We start from the raw sequence: 16,997 nt of genomic DNA, 5'->3' as shown, positions 1-16,997 counted from the left end.
ACCCAAAAGGAAAACCATGTTCCCCATCGAACTCAAAGCCCTGCGCCGCAACCTCGGCCTCACCCAAGCCGAAGCCGGCCAAGCTCTTGCTGCCAATGTCGATTTTCCCCACGGCGCTTCCGCCGAAGAATGGGCGCAATGGGAAAACGGCGCCGCCCCCATCCCCCTGCACGTGGTTCGTGCCGTGGAAACCCGCCTCAACCAGAAATACCAAGCCATCGACCAATACGCCGAGCAAATTGAAGCCAAAATGCAGGGCGGTGATGCCGTGGTGGTGCTGTGGTATCCCGAGCCGAAGGCCTGCCCCGACCTAGCCTCCTGGCGCATCAGCCAAAGCGTGGCCGGAGAAGTCGCCGCCATGGGCGGTCGGGTAATCGCCTTCGATGCCGAAGCCTACCGCAACTGGCGGCAAGGGCAAGCTCAACCTGCCGACACCCCCGACAACCGCCAACGCTGGGCACAAGAGCAATTTGAGCAATCCCGATAATATGGATGCTTAAAGAGGCTACCTAAAAACAATGTCTAGACGAAACTAAATTAGTTTCAGGTAGCCTTGTTGAGCAAAATAAGATAACTTATTAAATCTGCGATATTTTCCCATTTTTCAGGTAGCCTTTATCCCCCCCCAAAGGCTACCTGAACCCTTAGCAGAGTGGAGTTTCTGTAAAACTAAAATTTCCCCGCCACTTCGCCGCAGGCATGACCGACTCCCCGCCCTTGCTCTATAATCTGCCATTTTTCAGGTAGCCCCAGCGCCGCCTCCCTATTTCCGCCAAATCACAGAAAGCCATCCATGAAAAAACGAGTCCTCACCGGCGTAACCACCACCGGCATCCCGCATTTAGGCAACTACGTTGGCGCCATCCGCCCCGCCATTGCCGCCGCAGCCGACCCCGCTGCCGAATCCTTCCTCTTTTTGGCCGACTACCACGGCATCATCAAATGCCACGACCCCGAGCTCATCCACGCCTCCACCCAAGCCGTGGCCGCCACCTGGCTCGCCTGCGGCCTCAATCCCGAGCGCACCACGTTTTACCGCCAAAGCGACATCCCCGAAGTGCCCGAGCTCAACTGGATACTCACCTGCATCACCGCCAAAGGCCTGATGAATCGTGCCCACGCCTACAAAGCCGCCGTGCAGGCCAACCTCGATGCCGGCCAAACCGACCAAGACCACGGCGTGGAAATGGGCCTCTACAGCTACCCCATCCTCATGAGTGCCGACATCCTCATGTTCAATGCTCACGAAGTGCCGGTAGGCCGCGACCAAATACAGCACGTAGAAATGACCCGCGACATCGCCCAGCGTTTCAACCACCGCTTCAAAGAGCTGTTTGTGCTGCCCGAAGCCAAAGTGGACGACAACGTTGAACTCCTCGTTGGCCTCGACGGGCGCAAGATGAGCAAAAGCTACGGCAACACCATCCCGCTGTTTGAGAGCGAGAAAAAGCTGCAAAAAGCCGTGAACAAAATCATCACCAACCTCAAAGAGCCCGGCGAGCCGAAAACTCCCGACGAAAGCCCGCTGTTCGACATCTATAAAGCTTTCGCCACCCCCGCCGAAACCGCCGAATTCACCCAAATGCTCGCCGACGGCCTCTCCTGGGGAGAAGCCAAAAAACTGCTCGGCGCCAAGCTGAATGAAGAGCTCGCCCCCAAGCGCGAACGTTTCCACGAGCTCACCGCCCAGCCCGCGCAAATCGAAGACATCCTGCAGGCCGGTGCCGCCAAAGCTCGCAAGCAAGCCCGCGAACTGCTCGACCAAGTGCGCGACGCCGTAGGCATCCGCCCGCTTCGTTGAACGATACGGCTGTTTGGCAGACACACAAAAAGCTACCTGAAAACGTAGCGCAGCGAAGTTTCTGCGTAGCTAAAATTTCAGGTAGCCTTTTCCGTCGCAGGCTATGTAGGATGCGTGCGAAATGCACGCACGAGGCTTTGGAGTAACTGGTAACGGCATGCACTCCTGCGGCATACACCTCATGCTGAAAGGCTACCTGAAAAATGAATTTCAGGTAGCCTTTTGCATTATGGCGGGCTCTAGCGTCCAACCCAGTATTCCGTTCCGCCTCACGTCAGCAGCAGCTGGCTCATTTCCGCCCAGGCTTGGCGGACTTCGGGTAGACGCAGCGGCAGGTCGCGGCTGAAAAAGTAGCTCATGCTGCCGAGAATGAGGGTGGCGAGCATGTCGGCCTGGTAGTCCCAATCTTTGATGGGGGCGGCGTTGGGCAGGGTGTGGGCGAAATGGAGGAATTGCTGTTTAATCAGCTTGTGCATATCGCGGTAGAGATGGTGGCGGCGGGTGTCCACTTTCCACAGGGCGAGGATGAGGCGGCGGCGGCTGTGTATCCAGTCGGAGGCTTCGGGCATCATGTTGAGGAACACATCAAAACTACCTGCCTGGAAACGGGTAAGGATGTATCGGCTGTATTCGGCTTTGAAGTCGGCAATCATCTTGCCGGCCAAGTCACTTTTGCCGGAGTAGTATTTGTAAAAGGTGGAACGGTTTACCGGGGCGCGGTCGAGAATATCTTGTACGGCGATTTGGGCGAAGGGTTTTTCGTGCAGCAAATCCACAAAGGCCTCGCGGATGGCACGGTGGGTTTTGATGATGCGGGGGTCGGTATAGCTTTCGTTTTCGCTCATGTTTGCGCTTCCATTTTGGGTCTCGGCCAAGGCATTTTGCGGTTTTACGTATGCTTAAGCAACTTTTTTACTAATTTCGTATGCTTAATGATACGCGGAATTGCTTTTTAATGGTATGCAGCTCTGTATTGGAGACTTACACTCAAATCATTCTTATTGCCGAGGTATTCGTGATGAAACGCCTGCCCAAACCCCTGCTTTTCCTGCTGCCGCTTGCTGCCCTTATCGGCATCGGCTTCTTTGCGTTCCGCCAATATTCTGCGCCCGACCCGCTGGCGGGCATCGCGCATGCCAACGGGCGGCTGGAGTTTACCCGTATGGATGTGGCCAGCCTGTATGCCGGGCGGGTGGAAGAAATAACGGTGAGCGAAGGGCAGTATGTGGAGGCGGGCACGGTGCTGGCGCGGATTTCTTCGCAAGCCGCCGAAGCACAGCTTTCCGAAGCACAGGCGGGCAAGGCGCAGCTGGAGCAGACAGTGCGCCGCGCACAAGCGCAAATCGAGGCGCAACGCCAGCAACTGCGAACCGCGCAGATGGAGGCAGACAACGCCCGCCAGCTATTCCGCGACAACTTAATCTCGCAGGCCGAACTCAACACCCGCTTGGCACAGCGCGATGCAGCACGGGCGGCAGTACAGGCGGCCGAAGCGGCACGCAACGAAGCGCAGGCCGGCGTGGGGCAGGCGCGGGCGAAAATGGCGCAGGTGTCCTCCGTTATCGGCGATTTGTCGGTGCGCGCGCCGCAGGCCGGGCGGGTGGAATACCGGCTGGCCGAGCCGGGCAACGTTCTGCCGGCCGGCGGCAAGGTGGTAAGCCTGTTAAATCTGAACGACGCGAGCATCAGCCTGTTTCTGCCTGCGCCCACGGTAAACCAAATCCCGTTGGGCAGCGAGGCACGGATTAAGATGGACGGGCTGGATGCGGTGTTCCCCGCCAAAGTTACCTATATTGCCTCAGAGGCGCAGTTCACGCCCAAATTTGTGGAAACCGCCGAAGAGCGCACCAAGCTGATGTTTCGGGTGAAGCTGCAGATTCCGGCCGATGTGGCAGCCAAATACCAAGGCTACCTGAAAGGCGGCATGACGGCCACCGGCTTCGTGCGCACCGACTCCAAGCTCGCCTGGCCGGCCGATTTGCAAACCCGCCTACCGCAATAGGATAAGGCCATGCCGAACGCCATCGAAATCAGCCAACTCTCGCACGCCTACGGCAAAGTGCAGGCCTTGCGCGGCGTGTCGCTCGCCATCGGGCGCGGCGCCACCGTCGGCTTGATCGGCCCCGACGGCGTGGGCAAATCCACCCTGCTTTCGCTGATTGCCGGCGTTCGCACGCTCCAGAGCGGCGAAGTGCGCGTGCTCGGGCATAATGTGGCGCACAAGGCCGAGCGCGAAGCGCTGCTGCCGCGCATCGCCTTTATGCCGCAAGGCCTGGGCAAAAACCTCTACCCGACGCTTTCCGTGTATGAAAACATCGATTTCCACGCCCGCCTGTTCGGCCTGAACAAACACCAGCGCAAGCAGCATATCGAGCGCCTGATGCTCTCCACCGGCCTGGCACCCTTTGCCGGCCGCGCCGCCGGCAAGCTCTCCGGCGGCATGAAGCAAAAGCTCAGCCTGTGCTGCGCCCTGGTGCATAACCCCGACCTGCTGATTCTGGACGAACCCACCACCGGCGTCGATCCGCTTTCCCGCCGCCAATTCTGGACATTGGTGCGCGAATTGCGCGCCGAAAATCCCGGCATGACTGTGCTGGTGGCCACCGCCTACATCGACGAAGCCGAACAGTTCGACTATCTCCTAGCCATGGACGACGGCCAAATCCTTGCCCACGGCCGCACGCAGGAAATCCTCGCGCAAAGCGGCTGCGCCACGCTGGAGCAGGCCTATATCAAAATGCTGCTCGAAGGCAAGCAAACCCATTGGGACGACTCCCAACTGCCGCCCTTTATCCCCGACGATTCCCTGCCGCCCGCAATGGAGGCGCACAACCTGAGCAAACGCTTCGGCGATTTCACCGCGGTAAACAAAGTCAGCTTCCGCATCCGCCAAGGCGAAATTTTCGGTTTCCTCGGCTCCAACGGCTGCGGCAAAAGCACCACCATGAAAATGCTCACCGGCCTCTTAGATGCCAGCGAAGGCGAGGCCACACTCTTGGGCGAGCCGATAGACGCAGGCAGCACTGCCGTGCGCCAGCGCGTGGGTTATATGTCGCAGGCGTTTTCGCTATATGAAGAGCTGAGTGTGCGGCAAAACTTAGTGTTGCATGCCCAGCTCTACCAGCTCGGCGCAAACAGCCGCGCCGCCATCGATGCCGTGTTGCAGCAATTCGAGCTGGCCGACCTGGCCGATGCCACCCCCGCCGCCCTGCCATTGGGCGTGCGCCAGCGCCTGCAACTGGCCGCCGCCTGCCTGCACCGCCCGCAAGTGTTGATTTTGGACGAGCCCACTTCCGGCGTCGATCCCGCCGCGCGCGATATGTTTTGGCAATATCTGTTCCGCATGGCACGGGAAGAGCGTGTAACCATTTTCGTCTCCACCCACTTCATGAACGAAGCCGCCCGCTGCGATCGCATCTCGCTGATGCACCGCGGCCGCGTGTTGGCGGTGGGCGAACCGGAAGAACTGCGCCGCCGCCAACACGCCGATACGCTGGAAGAATCGTTTATCCGCTATTTGGAGCAAGACGAAGCCGCCGAAGCGGCAGAAAGGCTACCTGAAAGCGCCCAAAGTGAGCTTTCACAAAGCAAAAACTCTGTTACAGAATCTGCCCAAGACAGGCTACCTGAAAACCATGCCGCCCCATCCGGCCTGCTCTATTGGCTTTCCGCCGTATTCACCTTCACCCGCCGCGAGGGCAAAGAGCTGCTGCGCGACCGTATCCGCCTGATGTTTGCCCTGCTGGGCCCCTTGGTGTATCTGATTTCAGGTAGCCTCGGCGTGTCGTTTGACGTAAACGAAATGGACTTTGCCGTGCTCGACCAAGATCAAAGCCACTACAGCCGCCAGCTGACGCATGAGTTTGACGGCTCGGCCTATTTCCGCCAAAAAGCCAGCCTCACATCCCGCGCCGACATCAACGCTGTGCTCACTAATGGCAGCGCGCGCATGGTGATTGAAATCCCGCCCGGCTTTGGTAAAGACCTCACCCTCGGCCGTCACCCGCAGTTGGCTCTCTATTTCGACGGCTCGTGGCCGTTTGTGGGCGAAAACCTCCACGGCTATGCCCAAGGCATCCTCAACCGCTATATGGCCGAGCTCTACAGAGAACGCGGCATCCGCATCAACAGCGGCGGCAGCCTGCAAACCCGCTTTATCTACAACCCCACCTTCAAAAGCATCAACGCGCTCACGCCGGGCTTTTTAATGCTTTCGCTGATGATGATTCCGGCCATGCTCACCGCCCTATCCGTGGTACGCGAAAAAGAAATCGGCTCCATCATGAACCTCTACAGCTCGCCCGCTTCCTCCTTCCAATATCTTTTAGGCAAGCAGCTGCCCTATGTGCTACTCTCGTTCTTGAGTTATCTGGTGCTGCTCGGCGTGGTGGTGTTCGGGCTGGGCGTGCCGCTGAAAGGCTCGTTTATCGCGCTCACGGCAGGCGTGCTGTGCTTCGTGTTCGCCTCCACCGGCTTCGGGCTGTTGGTGTCTACCTTCGTGCGCACGCAGGTGGCGGCGATTTTTGCGGCAGCGATTCTGGCCATGATTCCGGCGCTGGATTTCTCCGGCATGATTTATCCGGCATCCACCTTGAGCGGCGCTGGCAAGTGGATTGGCATTTTCAGCCCAACCAGCTGGTTTCAAACCATCAGCCTGGGCGTTATCACCAAAGGCCTGGGCTGGCGCGATGTGGATACGCTGTGCGGCACGCTGTTGCTGTTTTTCGCAGCCTATTGGCTCGCCGCCGGGCTGCTTTTGAAAAAGCAGGAGAAATAAGATGCGCCAATGGATCAGCAACGTTTGGCATCTGGGCGGCAAGGAAATCCGCAGTTTCTTCACCGATTACGCGCTGTTTGCGCTGTTGGTGTTTATGTTCAGCTTTTCCGTGTATTCCGTGTCGCAAAACGTAACCACCGAAGTAAAAAACGCCGCGCTGGCCGTCTACGACCAAGACCGCAGCGCGCTCACCTACCGCATCCGCGATGCCATGATCGCCCCACAGTTCAAACAGGTAGACGACATCGATGGCAACCGCATCGACCGAGCCATGGATCTGGGCGAATACAGCTTCGTGCTGGTTATCCCGCCCAACTACACCGCCGACCTCCTGGCCGGCAAACGCCCCGAGCTGCAATTATTGGTGGACGCCACCGCCATGTCGCAGGCCGGCGTGGGCTCGGTGTACATCGGCCAAATCGTACATCGCGAAACATCGGCCTACCTGGGGCAGCACGGCAACGCCGCACCCTTCGAGCCGGTGGTGAACGTGCTGTTCAACGAAAACCTGCGCAGCGGATGGTTTATGCCGCTCAACCAACTGGTGGGCAACGCCACCCTGCTCACCATCCTACTGGTGGGCGCGGCCGTGATCCGTGAGCGCGAACACGGCACGATTGAGCATTTGTTGGTGATGCCGGTGGACGCAAACGAAATCGTGATGGCCAAAATCTTGGCCAACGGCCTGATTATCCTGGTTTCCTCCGTGCTCTCGCTGCTGTTGGTGGTGCACCGCGCCGTGGGCGTGCCGATTAACGGCTCGCTGGCGCTATTCGTGTTCTGCGAGGCCGTGTATCTGTTTGCCATGGCCGGGCTCGGCGTGCTGCTCGCCACCCAGGCGCCAACCATGCCGCAGTTCAGCCTGCTGTGCATCATCGTGTATATCGCCGTGTTCCTACTCTCCGGCAGCACCTCGCCCATCGAAAACCTGCCTCCCTGGCTGCGCAGCCTTTCCGAGCTCTCGCCCATGACCCAATTCACCGCCCTCTCCAAAGACATTATTTTCCGGGGCGCCGGCTGGAGCGTAATCCGCCACCGCGTAGCCATCACCGCCGTGTCCGGCTTTCTTTTCACCGCCATCGCCGTGATCCGCTTCCGCCGGATGCTGGCACAGCAGAATTAAAAAAGGCTACCTGAAAACGGCACCTATCTTTTCAGGTAGCCCTACAGATAACCCCAAAGGCTACCTGAAAAACCACCCGTACATTTTCAGGTAGCCCCACACCAAGGAAACCCCACCATGCCCACCCCCAAACTCCTCCCCATCGCCCTAGCCCTCCTCCTCACCGCCTGCACCACTACCCAAATCGACCGCCAATCCAACATCACGCTACCTGAAAACTTCCAACACACCAGCCAGGCCGATTCCGCCCCTAATTTAGCCCGCTGGTGGCAGCAATGGCCAGATCCCCAGCTCGGCCGCCTCATCGAACAAGGCCTGCAACACAACCACAGCATCGCCATTGCCCGCAGCCGCCTAGAAGAAGCCCGCGCCACCTCCCGCCTGGCCGAAGCCGACCTCCTGCCCAGCGCCGGCCTCGCCGCCGATGCCAAAGGCTACCGCAACCACCGCCGCGATCCCTACCTCGGCAACGGCGGCAACCTCACCTCCGCCAGCTTCCGCGCCGCCTGGGAGCCCGACATCTTCGGCCAGAAACGCAGCGATGCCGATGCCGCCCGTGCCGCCGCCCTCGGCAGCCAAGAGCAGCTCCACGGCAGCCGCCTGCTCGTCTCCGCCCAAATCGCCGAACACTACCTGCGCGCCGCCCACATCCAGCAGCAGCAAGCCCTCGTTTCCCAACAGCTCTCCACCCTGCACGAACTGGCGCGCTATGCCGCCGGCCGCTTCAACACCGGCCTCGCCACCGCCCACGACACCACCGCCATTACCGCCCAAATCCAAGCCCTGCAAGCCCGCCAAAGCACCCTCCAAGCCCAGTTCGATGCCCAGCAGCGCAGCATCGCCGTGCTCATCGGCCAAACCCCGCAAAGCTTCCGCCTCGATAGCGATGCCATGCGCCAAGCCGCCCTGCTGCAACACCTGCCCAGCCTGCCGCAAGGCATCCGGCCCGGCAACCTCCTCAACCAACGCCCCGACCTGCGTGCCCGCGCCGCCGAAATCCAAGCCCGCAGCGCCCAGCTCGCCAGCGCCAAAGCCGACCTCCTCCCCCGATTCGACATCCAATTCCTCTGGCAAACCGGCCGCATCGAGCTCAACAGCGACCTCGCCCCCTTCAACCGCGCCCGCAGCGGCAACGGCGGCCTCTTCAGCATCGGCATACAGCTCCCCCTCTTCACCGCCGGCCGCATCCGCGCCAACATCCGAGCCGCCGACGCCCGCCTGCAAACCGCCCTGCTGCAATACGACCAAACCCTGCTGCAAGCCCTCGCCGACGTAGACAACGCCTACCAGGCCCAACACGCCCTCAACACCCAGCAGCAAGAATTGCAGCAGGCCGAACGCACCGCGCAGCAGCAAGTGCGCAACGACCGCCAACTCTTCCGCTACGGCCGCAAAACCCTCGACACCGCCCTGCAATCCCAGCTCAGCGCCCACAGCTTCAGCCAAAACCTGCTCGACAACCAACTCGCCTCCGGCCTCAACCTGCTAAACCTCTACAAAGCCATTGGCAGCGGCTGGCAGGAAGAAGGCACACAGCCCGAAGCAGCCGAAGCGGCAACTAAATAGTAAAATAGGCTACCTGAAGATTTTAGCTTCGCAGAAGCTTCACTGCGCTGCGTTTTCAGGTAGCCATCATAGAATATAAATATTAGAAATAACTGCGTTGTATAATTTAAGACAAGATGAGACCTTTTTGAGAGCAGGAAAAAATGATGACAGATCCGTATGAAAACGATATTGGGATGCAGATCGCCCGTGCAAACCGAGAAGGTAACATAGCTTTTTTAAAAGAAATGAGTGCTACAGGTAAATTTGATCCACTTTATATTACTGATTCTGAAAAATGGAATTATCTACATAGAGTTAATATGAACGCCCATAAACCAGCCCCTCTCTCTACCGTCCTTTTCTATTTGGAAAAAGGCGTAGAGGTAAACGCTCAAGACTGCTACGGCATGACCCCGCTGCATTACGCCATGCAAGCTAAAAACGGCGATGCCGCCCTAGCCCTATTGGACGCAGGCGCCAACCCGAATATACCCAATCGGGACAATGTGATTCCCTTAGGCATGATGGGCGCCATGCCGCATCGGCTGGATGTGTTGAAAAAGATGCTGGAAAACGGCGGCGATGTGCACTATCCGAATGCCAATAGCGGGATGGAACTATTGGCTTTTACCAAGCACTATCGTTCCGAACGAGAAGGCTTTAAAGAAATTATAGAACTGATGGAGCAATATGCTTGAATTTCCGTGATAGCCAATTGATCCCAAAATGAAGGCTACCTGAAACTTTTCAGGTAGCCTGTTTCTATTCCGCCAATGCCGCCTAACGCTCCTCCAGCCCGGCCAAAATCGCGCAATCCGGGCAATCGTCTCCCGCGCAGGCGTCGTGCCAGCGTTGCAGCTCGGCCACCATGCCCTGCAGGCGTTCGATTTTGGCTTCCAGCTCGGCGATATGTTGCGCGGTGAGCGTTTTCACTTCGCGGCTGGTGCGCTGCGGGTTGTGTTGCAGGCTCAAAAGCTGCCCGATCTGCGGCAGCGAAAAGCCCACTTCCCGCGCATGGCGGATAAAGCGCAACCGGACAAGGTCGGCCTGTCCGTAGCGGCGGTAGCCCGCTTCGCTGCGCGCGGCCGGGGCGATTAGGCCGTGCTTTTCGTAGTCGCGGATTTGTTTGGCGGAAAGGCCGCTTTCGGCTGCGGCCTGGCTGATGTTTATCATGATGCTTGACCTTTACTTCGGGTGAAGCTTTATAGTGGCGGCACTTAGCGGGAAAGCAAGAGCAGACCCATCATTTCAGGTTACCTGAAAGCTTTGGCTGCAACGGGCTTTAAAACCTCAGCCTCATTCCAACAGAAAGGAAACCCTATGCAAACCATCACATTAAACATCGAAGGCATGACCTGCGGCGGCTGCGTGAAAAGCGTAACCAGCATCCTCGAAGGCGTAAACGGCGTGGACAAGGCCGAAGTGAGCCTGGAAAACAAGAATGCCGTCGTGGAATTCGACCCCGCCCAAACCAACCCCGCCGCGCTGATAGAAGCGGTGGAAGACGGCGGCTTTGATGCGGCTTTGTAAATCGAATCGCAACAAATCGACTGCAACACCCCAAAGGCTACCTGAAAACCCTGCTCCGCTTTTTTCAGGTAGCCCAACCACATTCAGAAGGAAGAAACCATGCAACAAAAAGTCCGTTTCCAAATCGAAGGCATGACCTGTCAGGCCTGTGCTTCGCGCATTGAAAAAGTGTTGAACAAAAAAGATTTTGTCGAATCGGCTGGGGTGAACTTCGCCAGCGAGGAGGCGCAGGTGGTGTTTGACGACAGCCAAATCTCCGCCGCCGACATCGCCAAAATCATCGAGAAAACCGGCTATGGCGCGAAGGAAAAGACGGAAGACGCGCTGCCGCAGCCCGAAGAAACCGCGCATGTAAGCTGGCGGTTGTGGCTTTTGCTGGCAATCAATATCCCGTTCCTTATTGGTATGGCAGGCATGATGATTGGTCGGCACGATTGGATGCTGCCGCCGGTATGGCAGTTTGCATTGGCGAGTGTGGTGCAGCTTTGGCTCGCGGTGCCGTTTTACAAAAGCGCGTGGGCGAGTATTAAAGGCGGGCTGGCGAATATGGACGTACTCGTTACCATCGGCACGGTGTCAATTTACCTGTATTCCGTCTATATGCTGTTTTTCAGTCCGCACGCGGCGCACGGCATGGCGCATGTGTATTTTGAAGCGGGCGTAATGGTGATTGGTTTTGTATCGCTGGGCAAATTTTTGGAACACCGCACCAAAAAATCCAGCCTAAACAGCTTGGGCTTGCTGCTCAAACTTACGCCGACCCAAGTTAACGTGCAACGCGATGGCGAATGGAAACAACTGCCCATCGACCAAGTGCAAATCGGCGACCTGATCCGCGCCAACCACGGCGAACGTATTGCCGCCGACGGCATCATTGAAAGCGGCAGCGGTTGGGCGGATGAGAGCCATCTTACCGGCGAATCCAACCCCGAAGAGAAAAAGGCAGGAGGCAAAGTGTTGGCCGGTGCGCTAATGACCGAAGGCAGCGTGGTGTACCGCGCCACACAGCTCGGCAGCCAAACCCTGCTCGGCGACATGATGAACGCGCTGTCCGAAGCGCAAGGCAGCAAGGCGCCGATTGCGCGCGTGGCGGATAAGGCGGCGGCGGTGTTCGTGCCTGCCGTTGTGGGCATCGCGCTTTTGACTTTTATCGCCACTTGGCTGGTGAAAGGCGATTGGACGGTTGCGCTGATGCACGCCGTTGCCGTTTTGGTGATTGCCTGCCCGTGCGCGCTCGGTCTGGCAACCCCTGCCGCGATTATGGTCGGCATGGGCAAAGCAGTGAAACACGGCATTTGGTTTAAAGATGCGGCGGCAATGGAAGAAGCCGCCCACGTCGATGCCGTCGTGTTGGACAAAACCGGCACGCTGACAGAAGGCAAGCCGCAAGTTGCCGCCGTTTATTGTGTTCCCGACAGCGGCTTTGACGAAGACGCTTTGTACCGCATCGCCGCCGCCGTCGAACAAAACGCCGCCCACCCGCTCGCCCGAGCCATCGTTTCCACCGCCCAAGCGCGCGGTTTGGACATTCCCACCGCACAAAACGCGCAAACCGTTGTCGGCGCAGGCATTACCGCCGAAGTGGAAGGCGTGGGCTTGGTGAAAGCAGGCAAAGCCGAATTTGCCGAACTGACCTTGCCGAAGTTTTCAGACGGCGTTTGGGACATTGCAAGCATTGTTGCAGTCTCAGTCGATAACAAACCTATCGGCGCATTCGCACTTGCTGACGCATTGAAAGCCGATACCGCCGAAGCCATAGGCCGTCTGAAAAAACACAATATCGATGTCTATATTATGAGCGGCGACAACCAAGGCACGGTCGAATACGTCGCCCAACAACTGGGTATCGCACACGCCTTCGGCAACATGAGTCCGCGCGACAAAGCCGCCGAAGTGCAGAAGCTCAAAGCCGCCGGCAAAACCGTGGCGATGGTCGGCGACGGTATCAACGACGCGCCCGCACTCGCCGCCGCCAACGTCAGCTTCGCAATGAAAGGCGGCGCGGACGTTGCCGAACACACCGCGTCCGCCACGCTGATGCAGCATTCGGTCAACCAGCTCGCCGATGCCCTGCTGGTGTCGCAGGCGACGTTGAAAAACATCAAACAAAACCTGTTTTTCGCCTTCTTCTACAATATCTTGGGCATCCCGCTCGCCGCACTCGGCTTCTTAAACCCCGTCATCGCAGGTGCGGCAATGGCGGCAAGCTCGGTTTCGGTATTGAGCAATGCCTTGCGCTTGAAACGGGTGAAGATTGAGTGAGGCGTGGCAAAGGCCGTCTGAAACGCATACACCCAGTTTTATTTTTCAGGTAGCCTCAAACTAGGAATCAACCGATGAAAAGTTATACGCTCGATATTTCCGACTTTGAATATCCAAAATCATTTGAAAAAATCGTCGAACTGAATTTAGTCGATTTCGATATTTGGCATCTGCTCTATAGTCATTGGGCAGCCGAACTATACCGAGGCTTGCAAACGCGCTATCCCAATAGAAAACTGATTCCCTTCGCCAAACGCAGCGATTGCGATGACACTGCCTGCTTCGAAATCGGCAAAGGCGGCAAAGTCCAACTAATCCACGACTTTGCCGACCCCGGCTGGGAGCAACGTCAAGAATTCCCCGATTGCTGGGCATGGCTCGCCCAAGCGGTAAACGACATGATCGAATACAACCGGGAAGGCGGTATCCGGTAAACCTCAAACCGGCTGATGGGCAAACATCCATTTTCAGGTAGCCTGCCTTGAAAACCGCCGCATATGCCAGCAAATAACATCTCTCCTGGATGCCGCATATGGTGCGGCACGTGTCAGCACCCGCCGCATCCGCTACCGTTTCAACGGCGAACAGTTTGTCCGCTTGAATTAAACCCGCCAAAACACCATCCAACCCACCCGACACTTTTCAGGTAGCCTCCAAGGCTACCTGAAACCCGCCGCCATGCTCCGCCACGCCCTCATCGCCCTGCAAACCCTCTTCGCCACCCCGCTGCATGCCCGCCATGCCGCCAAAACTGACACCGCCCTCGCCGCCGCCCTGCGGCATAACGGCAACCCGCCCGCCATGCCCTTCGCCGAGCAGCTCGAAGGCTACCTGAAAACTACCGAATCCTGGGCCTGCCGTTTTAGCCAAACCCGCGCCGCCGGCCTGATGATCCACAGCAGCGCCGACGGCCGTGTGCGCAGCTTCACCCCGCCGCACAGCCCCAGCAGCCTGCTCCAAGCCCGCAGCCCCGGCGGACACACCAGCGTGCAAACCCTGCCCGGCCACATCGAACGCCTGCACACCATCCGCCTCAGCGGCTACGGACACGCCTACCTCCTGTTCACCGAACACACCGATGGCGACCACACCGAAAAATCCCTCGTCCTCCTCCAATTCGCCGCAGAGCAGCTCCAAGCCCTGCCCCTCATCCAAACCGCCACCGCCGCCGAGCCCACCCACCGACTCAGCATCGCCTACAGCGGCCAACACGCCAACAACTATTTCTTCTACGAACCCGGCAGCCACACCATCAGCCAGCCGCAAATCAGCAGCCATACCCACACCCCCACCAACCGACGCCTTAAATACCGCTTCAACGGCCAATTGTTCGTACCGCACAATTAAACCAACAATAAGGCTACCTGAAAACCATTCCGCATTTTCAGGTAGCCTTAAATCTAGCAGTTAAATCGCCCGCCCTCTCATCTCATTCTGGCCAAACATTCTTTCGCCTGAAGTACCTGCCACTTTCAGCAAGCAAATAAAAACTACTTGCAAACAAAAATAGTTCGCACTAATATGCCGCCCTATCATGCAAAACGAAAACCGTCTTTTATCCCCGATTGCGCTCTTATTCGTGGTTGCTGCCCATGCCCTGCTGTATTGGCTGCTGACCTCGATTAAGCCGCCGGAACTGCCGCCCGAACCGCCCGGGCTGAGCTTTGTTGATCTCGGCGAGATTGGCGGCGGCGGGGGTGGCGGCGGTACGGGTGGCGACACCATATCCGAAGACGAGCCGCCCGCCGGGCCACCGGAGCAAACCCTGCCCGAAGCGCCCAAACCTGAACAGCCCAAACCGCAGCCGGCCAAGCCCGTGCCGGAACAGCGCGCGCAAATCAAACCGGTGGAACGGCAAGACAAACCTGCCGATATCGTTCAGCCCAAACCTGCCGAGCCCAAACCGCAGCCTCAAGCTCAAGCGCAATCCCGCCCCGAACCCCAGCCGCAGGCGCAGCCTGAGCAGCCGATTGCCCCTGCCAACCCGAATGCAGGCCATAATGCCAACGCAGGCGGTGGCGGCGGCAAAGGTACGCCTTCCGCCGGAGAAGGCGGTGGCCGCGGCGGCGGCCGTGGTATCGGTCATGGCCAAGGTGAAGGCGATGGAGAAGGCCCCGGCAAAGGCGGTGGCCGTGGCGGCGGCGAAGGCGGCGGTGTCGGCAACGGCCAAGGCCCTGGCGGCGGCGGCGGTGGTGGCGGCGACAGCGCGCCCACCCACCTTGGCGGCTACCTGAATAACCCGAAACCGCCCTATCCGAAGCAACTGGAAGAAGAAGGCATCAGCGGCACAGTAAAATTGCGCGTGATGGTGGAAGCCAACGGCAAACCTTCCAGCGTGGAAATCGTTTCCGCCTCCCATCCGCTGTTCGGCAGATCGGCAGCCGACACCGTGCGCCAGAGTTATACCTTCGTTCCGGCCAAACGCAACGGCCAGCCTGTGCGCCAAAGCTATACTTTTACCCTGCGTTTTAAAGCCCCTTAAAAACCCAACTAAACTAATTACCCAATCTCATTACCTTATATTAGGAATATCATGAATTTAGGACACGTTTTCGCCCAAGGCGACATTGTATTGATTACCGTATTTCTGCTGCTGTTGCTGATGAGCGTCCTCACCTGGTGGATCATCATCATGCGCAGCTTCCGCCTGCACCAAGTGCGCCACGCCAATCGGGGCACGATTGAGTCTGTAGCCACCGTAGCCTCGCTCGATGATATGCTGCGCCTGGCCAAAGCCCACCCCTCCCCGCTGGCCGACCTTACCGAATCAGCCATTCAGGCCGCGCGCCAATACCGCGCCAACCCCGCCAGCCAGCTCACCAGCATTCCCTTGGGCGACTATTTGGTGCAACACATCCGCCATAAAATGAATATTGCCAAACGCGGCCTCAACGGCGGCCTCACCATTCTCGCCTCCGTAGGCGCTACCGCTCCGTTTATCGGTCTGTTCGGCACGGTGTGGGGCATTTACCACGCGCTGGAAAACATCAGCCTGCAAGGCCAAGTAAACATCGCCACCGTAGCCGGCCCTATCGGCGAAGCGCTGGTGGCCACCGCCGTCGGCCTGTTTGCCGCCATCCCCGCCGTGCTGGCCTACAACTTTATCGTGTTCGGCAATAAGCAAGTGGTGCAGGACATGGACGCCTACGCCTACGATTTGCACGTTAAGATTATGAACAATAAGGAGTAAAAGCATGGCCTTCGGTTCGATGAACAGCGACGACGATTCGCCCATGGCCGACATCAACGTTACCCCACTAGTAGACGTGATGCTCGTGCTGCTGATTGTATTCATGATCACCATGCCGGTGATGACCCACTCCATCCCGCTGGAACTGCCCACCGCCTCGGCCAAACAGGTGGCGGAAAACGCCGCCCAGCCCAAAGACCCGCTGCGCATTTCCATTTCCGCCGACGGCAGCTATCATTTAGCCGAAGGCGAGCCGATTACCCTACAGGCTTTGGAAAGCCAGCTGCAACAGCTGGCCAAAACCAATCCCGACCAAGTGATTGCCATCGCCGCCGATAAAAACGCCCAGTTCGACTACGTAGAAAAAGCCCTCAGCGCCGTACGCGATGCCGGCCTGAGCAAAGTCGGCTTCGTTACCGAAGAAAAAGAGCGCACCCAGCCGCAGCAGTAAACCGCTGCCCAAGCCAATAGAACCAACTAAGGCTACCTGAAACTCTAGCTGCACAGAAACTCTGCTGCACTTAAGTTCCAGGTAGCCTTTTTCAAGTGTGTAGCCAATGCAAAATAAGCTTAAGGCTGAGCCAGCCGCTACAACATTCAAGGCTACCTGAAAACACCTCCGCCCGGTTTATCACGGATTACTCAGCTGCAACCCCGCTTTCAGGTAGCCTTTTGTGCCAAATCCTTATAAAATCGCCAACTTGTTTTTTTATTTACCCCGGCACGGCCGGCAAGCTACAACTGCCCGCCGCACAGCCGTACTCAA

At 58.2% G+C, this 16,997-nt stretch carries 16 protein-coding genes; 14 read left to right on the top strand and 2 right to left on the bottom strand.

The window, feature by feature from the left end:
• Window positions 1-16: 16 nt before the first annotated feature.
• Together ACO6EE_RS00255 and trpS are read left to right on the top strand one after the other, a co-directional pair.
• Window positions 17-487 carry an Aca2/YdiL-like domain-containing protein gene (locus ACO6EE_RS00255; RefSeq protein ID WP_070631493.1) on the top strand — a complete coding sequence of 157 codons (471 nt, stop codon included), beginning with the start codon at window positions 17-19 and terminating at the stop codon, window positions 485-487.
• A 306-nt stretch (window positions 488-793) separates the two neighbouring features.
• Window positions 794-1,801 (top strand): tryptophan--tRNA ligase, encoded by a 1,008-nt coding sequence (gene trpS / locus ACO6EE_RS00250; RefSeq protein ID WP_485958545.1) that lies wholly within the window; start codon window positions 794-796, stop codon window positions 1,799-1,801.
• A 269-nt stretch (window positions 1,802-2,070) separates the two neighbouring features.
• Here the strand turns inward: trpS and ACO6EE_RS00245 are convergent, their stop codons facing one another.
• Window positions 2,071-2,646, bottom strand: a complete 576-nt coding sequence (locus ACO6EE_RS00245) for a TetR/AcrR family transcriptional regulator (RefSeq protein ID WP_485958544.1) — start codon at window positions 2,644-2,646, stop codon at window positions 2,071-2,073.
• Between the two features lie 128 nt (window positions 2,647-2,774).
• On the opposite strand from ACO6EE_RS00245, the gene ACO6EE_RS00240 reads away from it, so the two are divergent.
• The 5 genes from ACO6EE_RS00240 to ACO6EE_RS00220 all read left to right on the top strand — a co-directional run bounded on the left by ACO6EE_RS00240 (window position 2,775) and on the right by ACO6EE_RS00220 (window position 9,947).
• Window positions 2,775-3,803 (top strand): HlyD family secretion protein, encoded by a 1,029-nt coding sequence (locus ACO6EE_RS00240; RefSeq protein WP_485958543.1) that lies wholly within the window; start codon window positions 2,775-2,777, stop codon window positions 3,801-3,803.
• Window positions 3,804-3,812: 9 nt separating this feature from the next.
• Window positions 3,813-6,578: a ribosome-associated ATPase/putative transporter RbbA gene (gene rbbA, locus ACO6EE_RS00235; RefSeq protein ID WP_485958542.1), complete on the top strand. Its 2,766-nt coding sequence runs from the start codon at window positions 3,813-3,815 to the stop codon at window positions 6,576-6,578.
• Window position 6,579: 1 nt separating this feature from the next.
• On the top strand, window positions 6,580-7,701 hold the full coding sequence (locus ACO6EE_RS00230) for an ABC transporter permease (RefSeq protein ID WP_485958541.1): 1,122 nt from the start codon (window positions 6,580-6,582) through the stop codon (window positions 7,699-7,701).
• Window positions 7,702-7,818: 117 nt separating this feature from the next.
• Window positions 7,819-9,267 (top strand): efflux transporter outer membrane subunit, encoded by a 1,449-nt coding sequence (locus tag ACO6EE_RS00225; RefSeq protein ID WP_485958540.1) that lies wholly within the window; start codon window positions 7,819-7,821, stop codon window positions 9,265-9,267.
• A gap of 143 nt (window positions 9,268-9,410) precedes the next feature.
• The gene (locus tag ACO6EE_RS00220; protein ID WP_485958539.1) at window positions 9,411-9,947 is read left to right on the top strand and encodes an ankyrin repeat domain-containing protein; all 537 of its coding nucleotides are present in this window, start codon (window positions 9,411-9,413) and stop codon (window positions 9,945-9,947) included.
• A gap of 82 nt (window positions 9,948-10,029) precedes the next feature.
• On the opposite strand, the gene cueR is transcribed toward ACO6EE_RS00220, so the two are convergent.
• Window positions 10,030-10,422, bottom strand: a complete 393-nt coding sequence (gene cueR, locus ACO6EE_RS00215) for a Cu(I)-responsive transcriptional regulator (RefSeq protein WP_485958538.1) — start codon at window positions 10,420-10,422, stop codon at window positions 10,030-10,032.
• Window positions 10,423-10,569: 147 nt separating this feature from the next.
• Here cueR and ACO6EE_RS00210 point away from each other — a divergent pair, with 147 nt between their 5' ends.
• The 7 genes from ACO6EE_RS00210 to ACO6EE_RS00180 all read left to right on the top strand — a co-directional run bounded on the left by ACO6EE_RS00210 (window position 10,570) and on the right by ACO6EE_RS00180 (window position 16,682).
• The gene (locus ACO6EE_RS00210; RefSeq protein ID WP_003674677.1) at window positions 10,570-10,779 is read left to right on the top strand and encodes a heavy-metal-associated domain-containing protein; all 210 of its coding nucleotides are present in this window, start codon (window positions 10,570-10,572) and stop codon (window positions 10,777-10,779) included.
• 99 nt (window positions 10,780-10,878) lie between these two features.
• Window positions 10,879-13,041, top strand: a complete 2,163-nt coding sequence (locus ACO6EE_RS00205; RefSeq protein ID WP_485958537.1) for a heavy metal translocating P-type ATPase — start codon at window positions 10,879-10,881, stop codon at window positions 13,039-13,041.
• Window positions 13,042-13,115: 74 nt separating this feature from the next.
• Window positions 13,116-13,475: a hypothetical protein gene (locus tag ACO6EE_RS00200; protein WP_485958536.1), complete on the top strand. Its 360-nt coding sequence runs from the start codon at window positions 13,116-13,118 to the stop codon at window positions 13,473-13,475.
• A 244-nt stretch (window positions 13,476-13,719) separates the two neighbouring features.
• Window positions 13,720-14,388 (top strand): hypothetical protein, encoded by a 669-nt coding sequence (locus ACO6EE_RS00195; protein ID WP_485958535.1) that lies wholly within the window; start codon window positions 13,720-13,722, stop codon window positions 14,386-14,388.
• Window positions 14,389-14,575: 187 nt separating this feature from the next.
• Window positions 14,576-15,523: an energy transducer TonB gene (locus ACO6EE_RS00190; protein ID WP_485958534.1), complete on the top strand. Its 948-nt coding sequence runs from the start codon at window positions 14,576-14,578 to the stop codon at window positions 15,521-15,523.
• Between the two features lie 51 nt (window positions 15,524-15,574).
• Window positions 15,575-16,231 carry a MotA/TolQ/ExbB proton channel family protein gene (locus tag ACO6EE_RS00185; RefSeq protein WP_485958533.1) on the top strand — a complete coding sequence of 219 codons (657 nt, stop codon included), beginning with the start codon at window positions 15,575-15,577 and terminating at the stop codon, window positions 16,229-16,231.
• A 4-nt stretch (window positions 16,232-16,235) separates the two neighbouring features.
• Window positions 16,236-16,682 (top strand): ExbD/TolR family protein, encoded by a 447-nt coding sequence (locus ACO6EE_RS00180; protein WP_485958532.1) that lies wholly within the window; start codon window positions 16,236-16,238, stop codon window positions 16,680-16,682.
• Window positions 16,683-16,997: the final 315 nt, after the last annotated feature.

The sequence above is a fragment of the Eikenella sp. genome (assembly GCF_057315495.1).
Note: the sequence above shows the minus strand (reverse complement) of the source record. Positions and strands in the feature narration are given on the sequence as shown.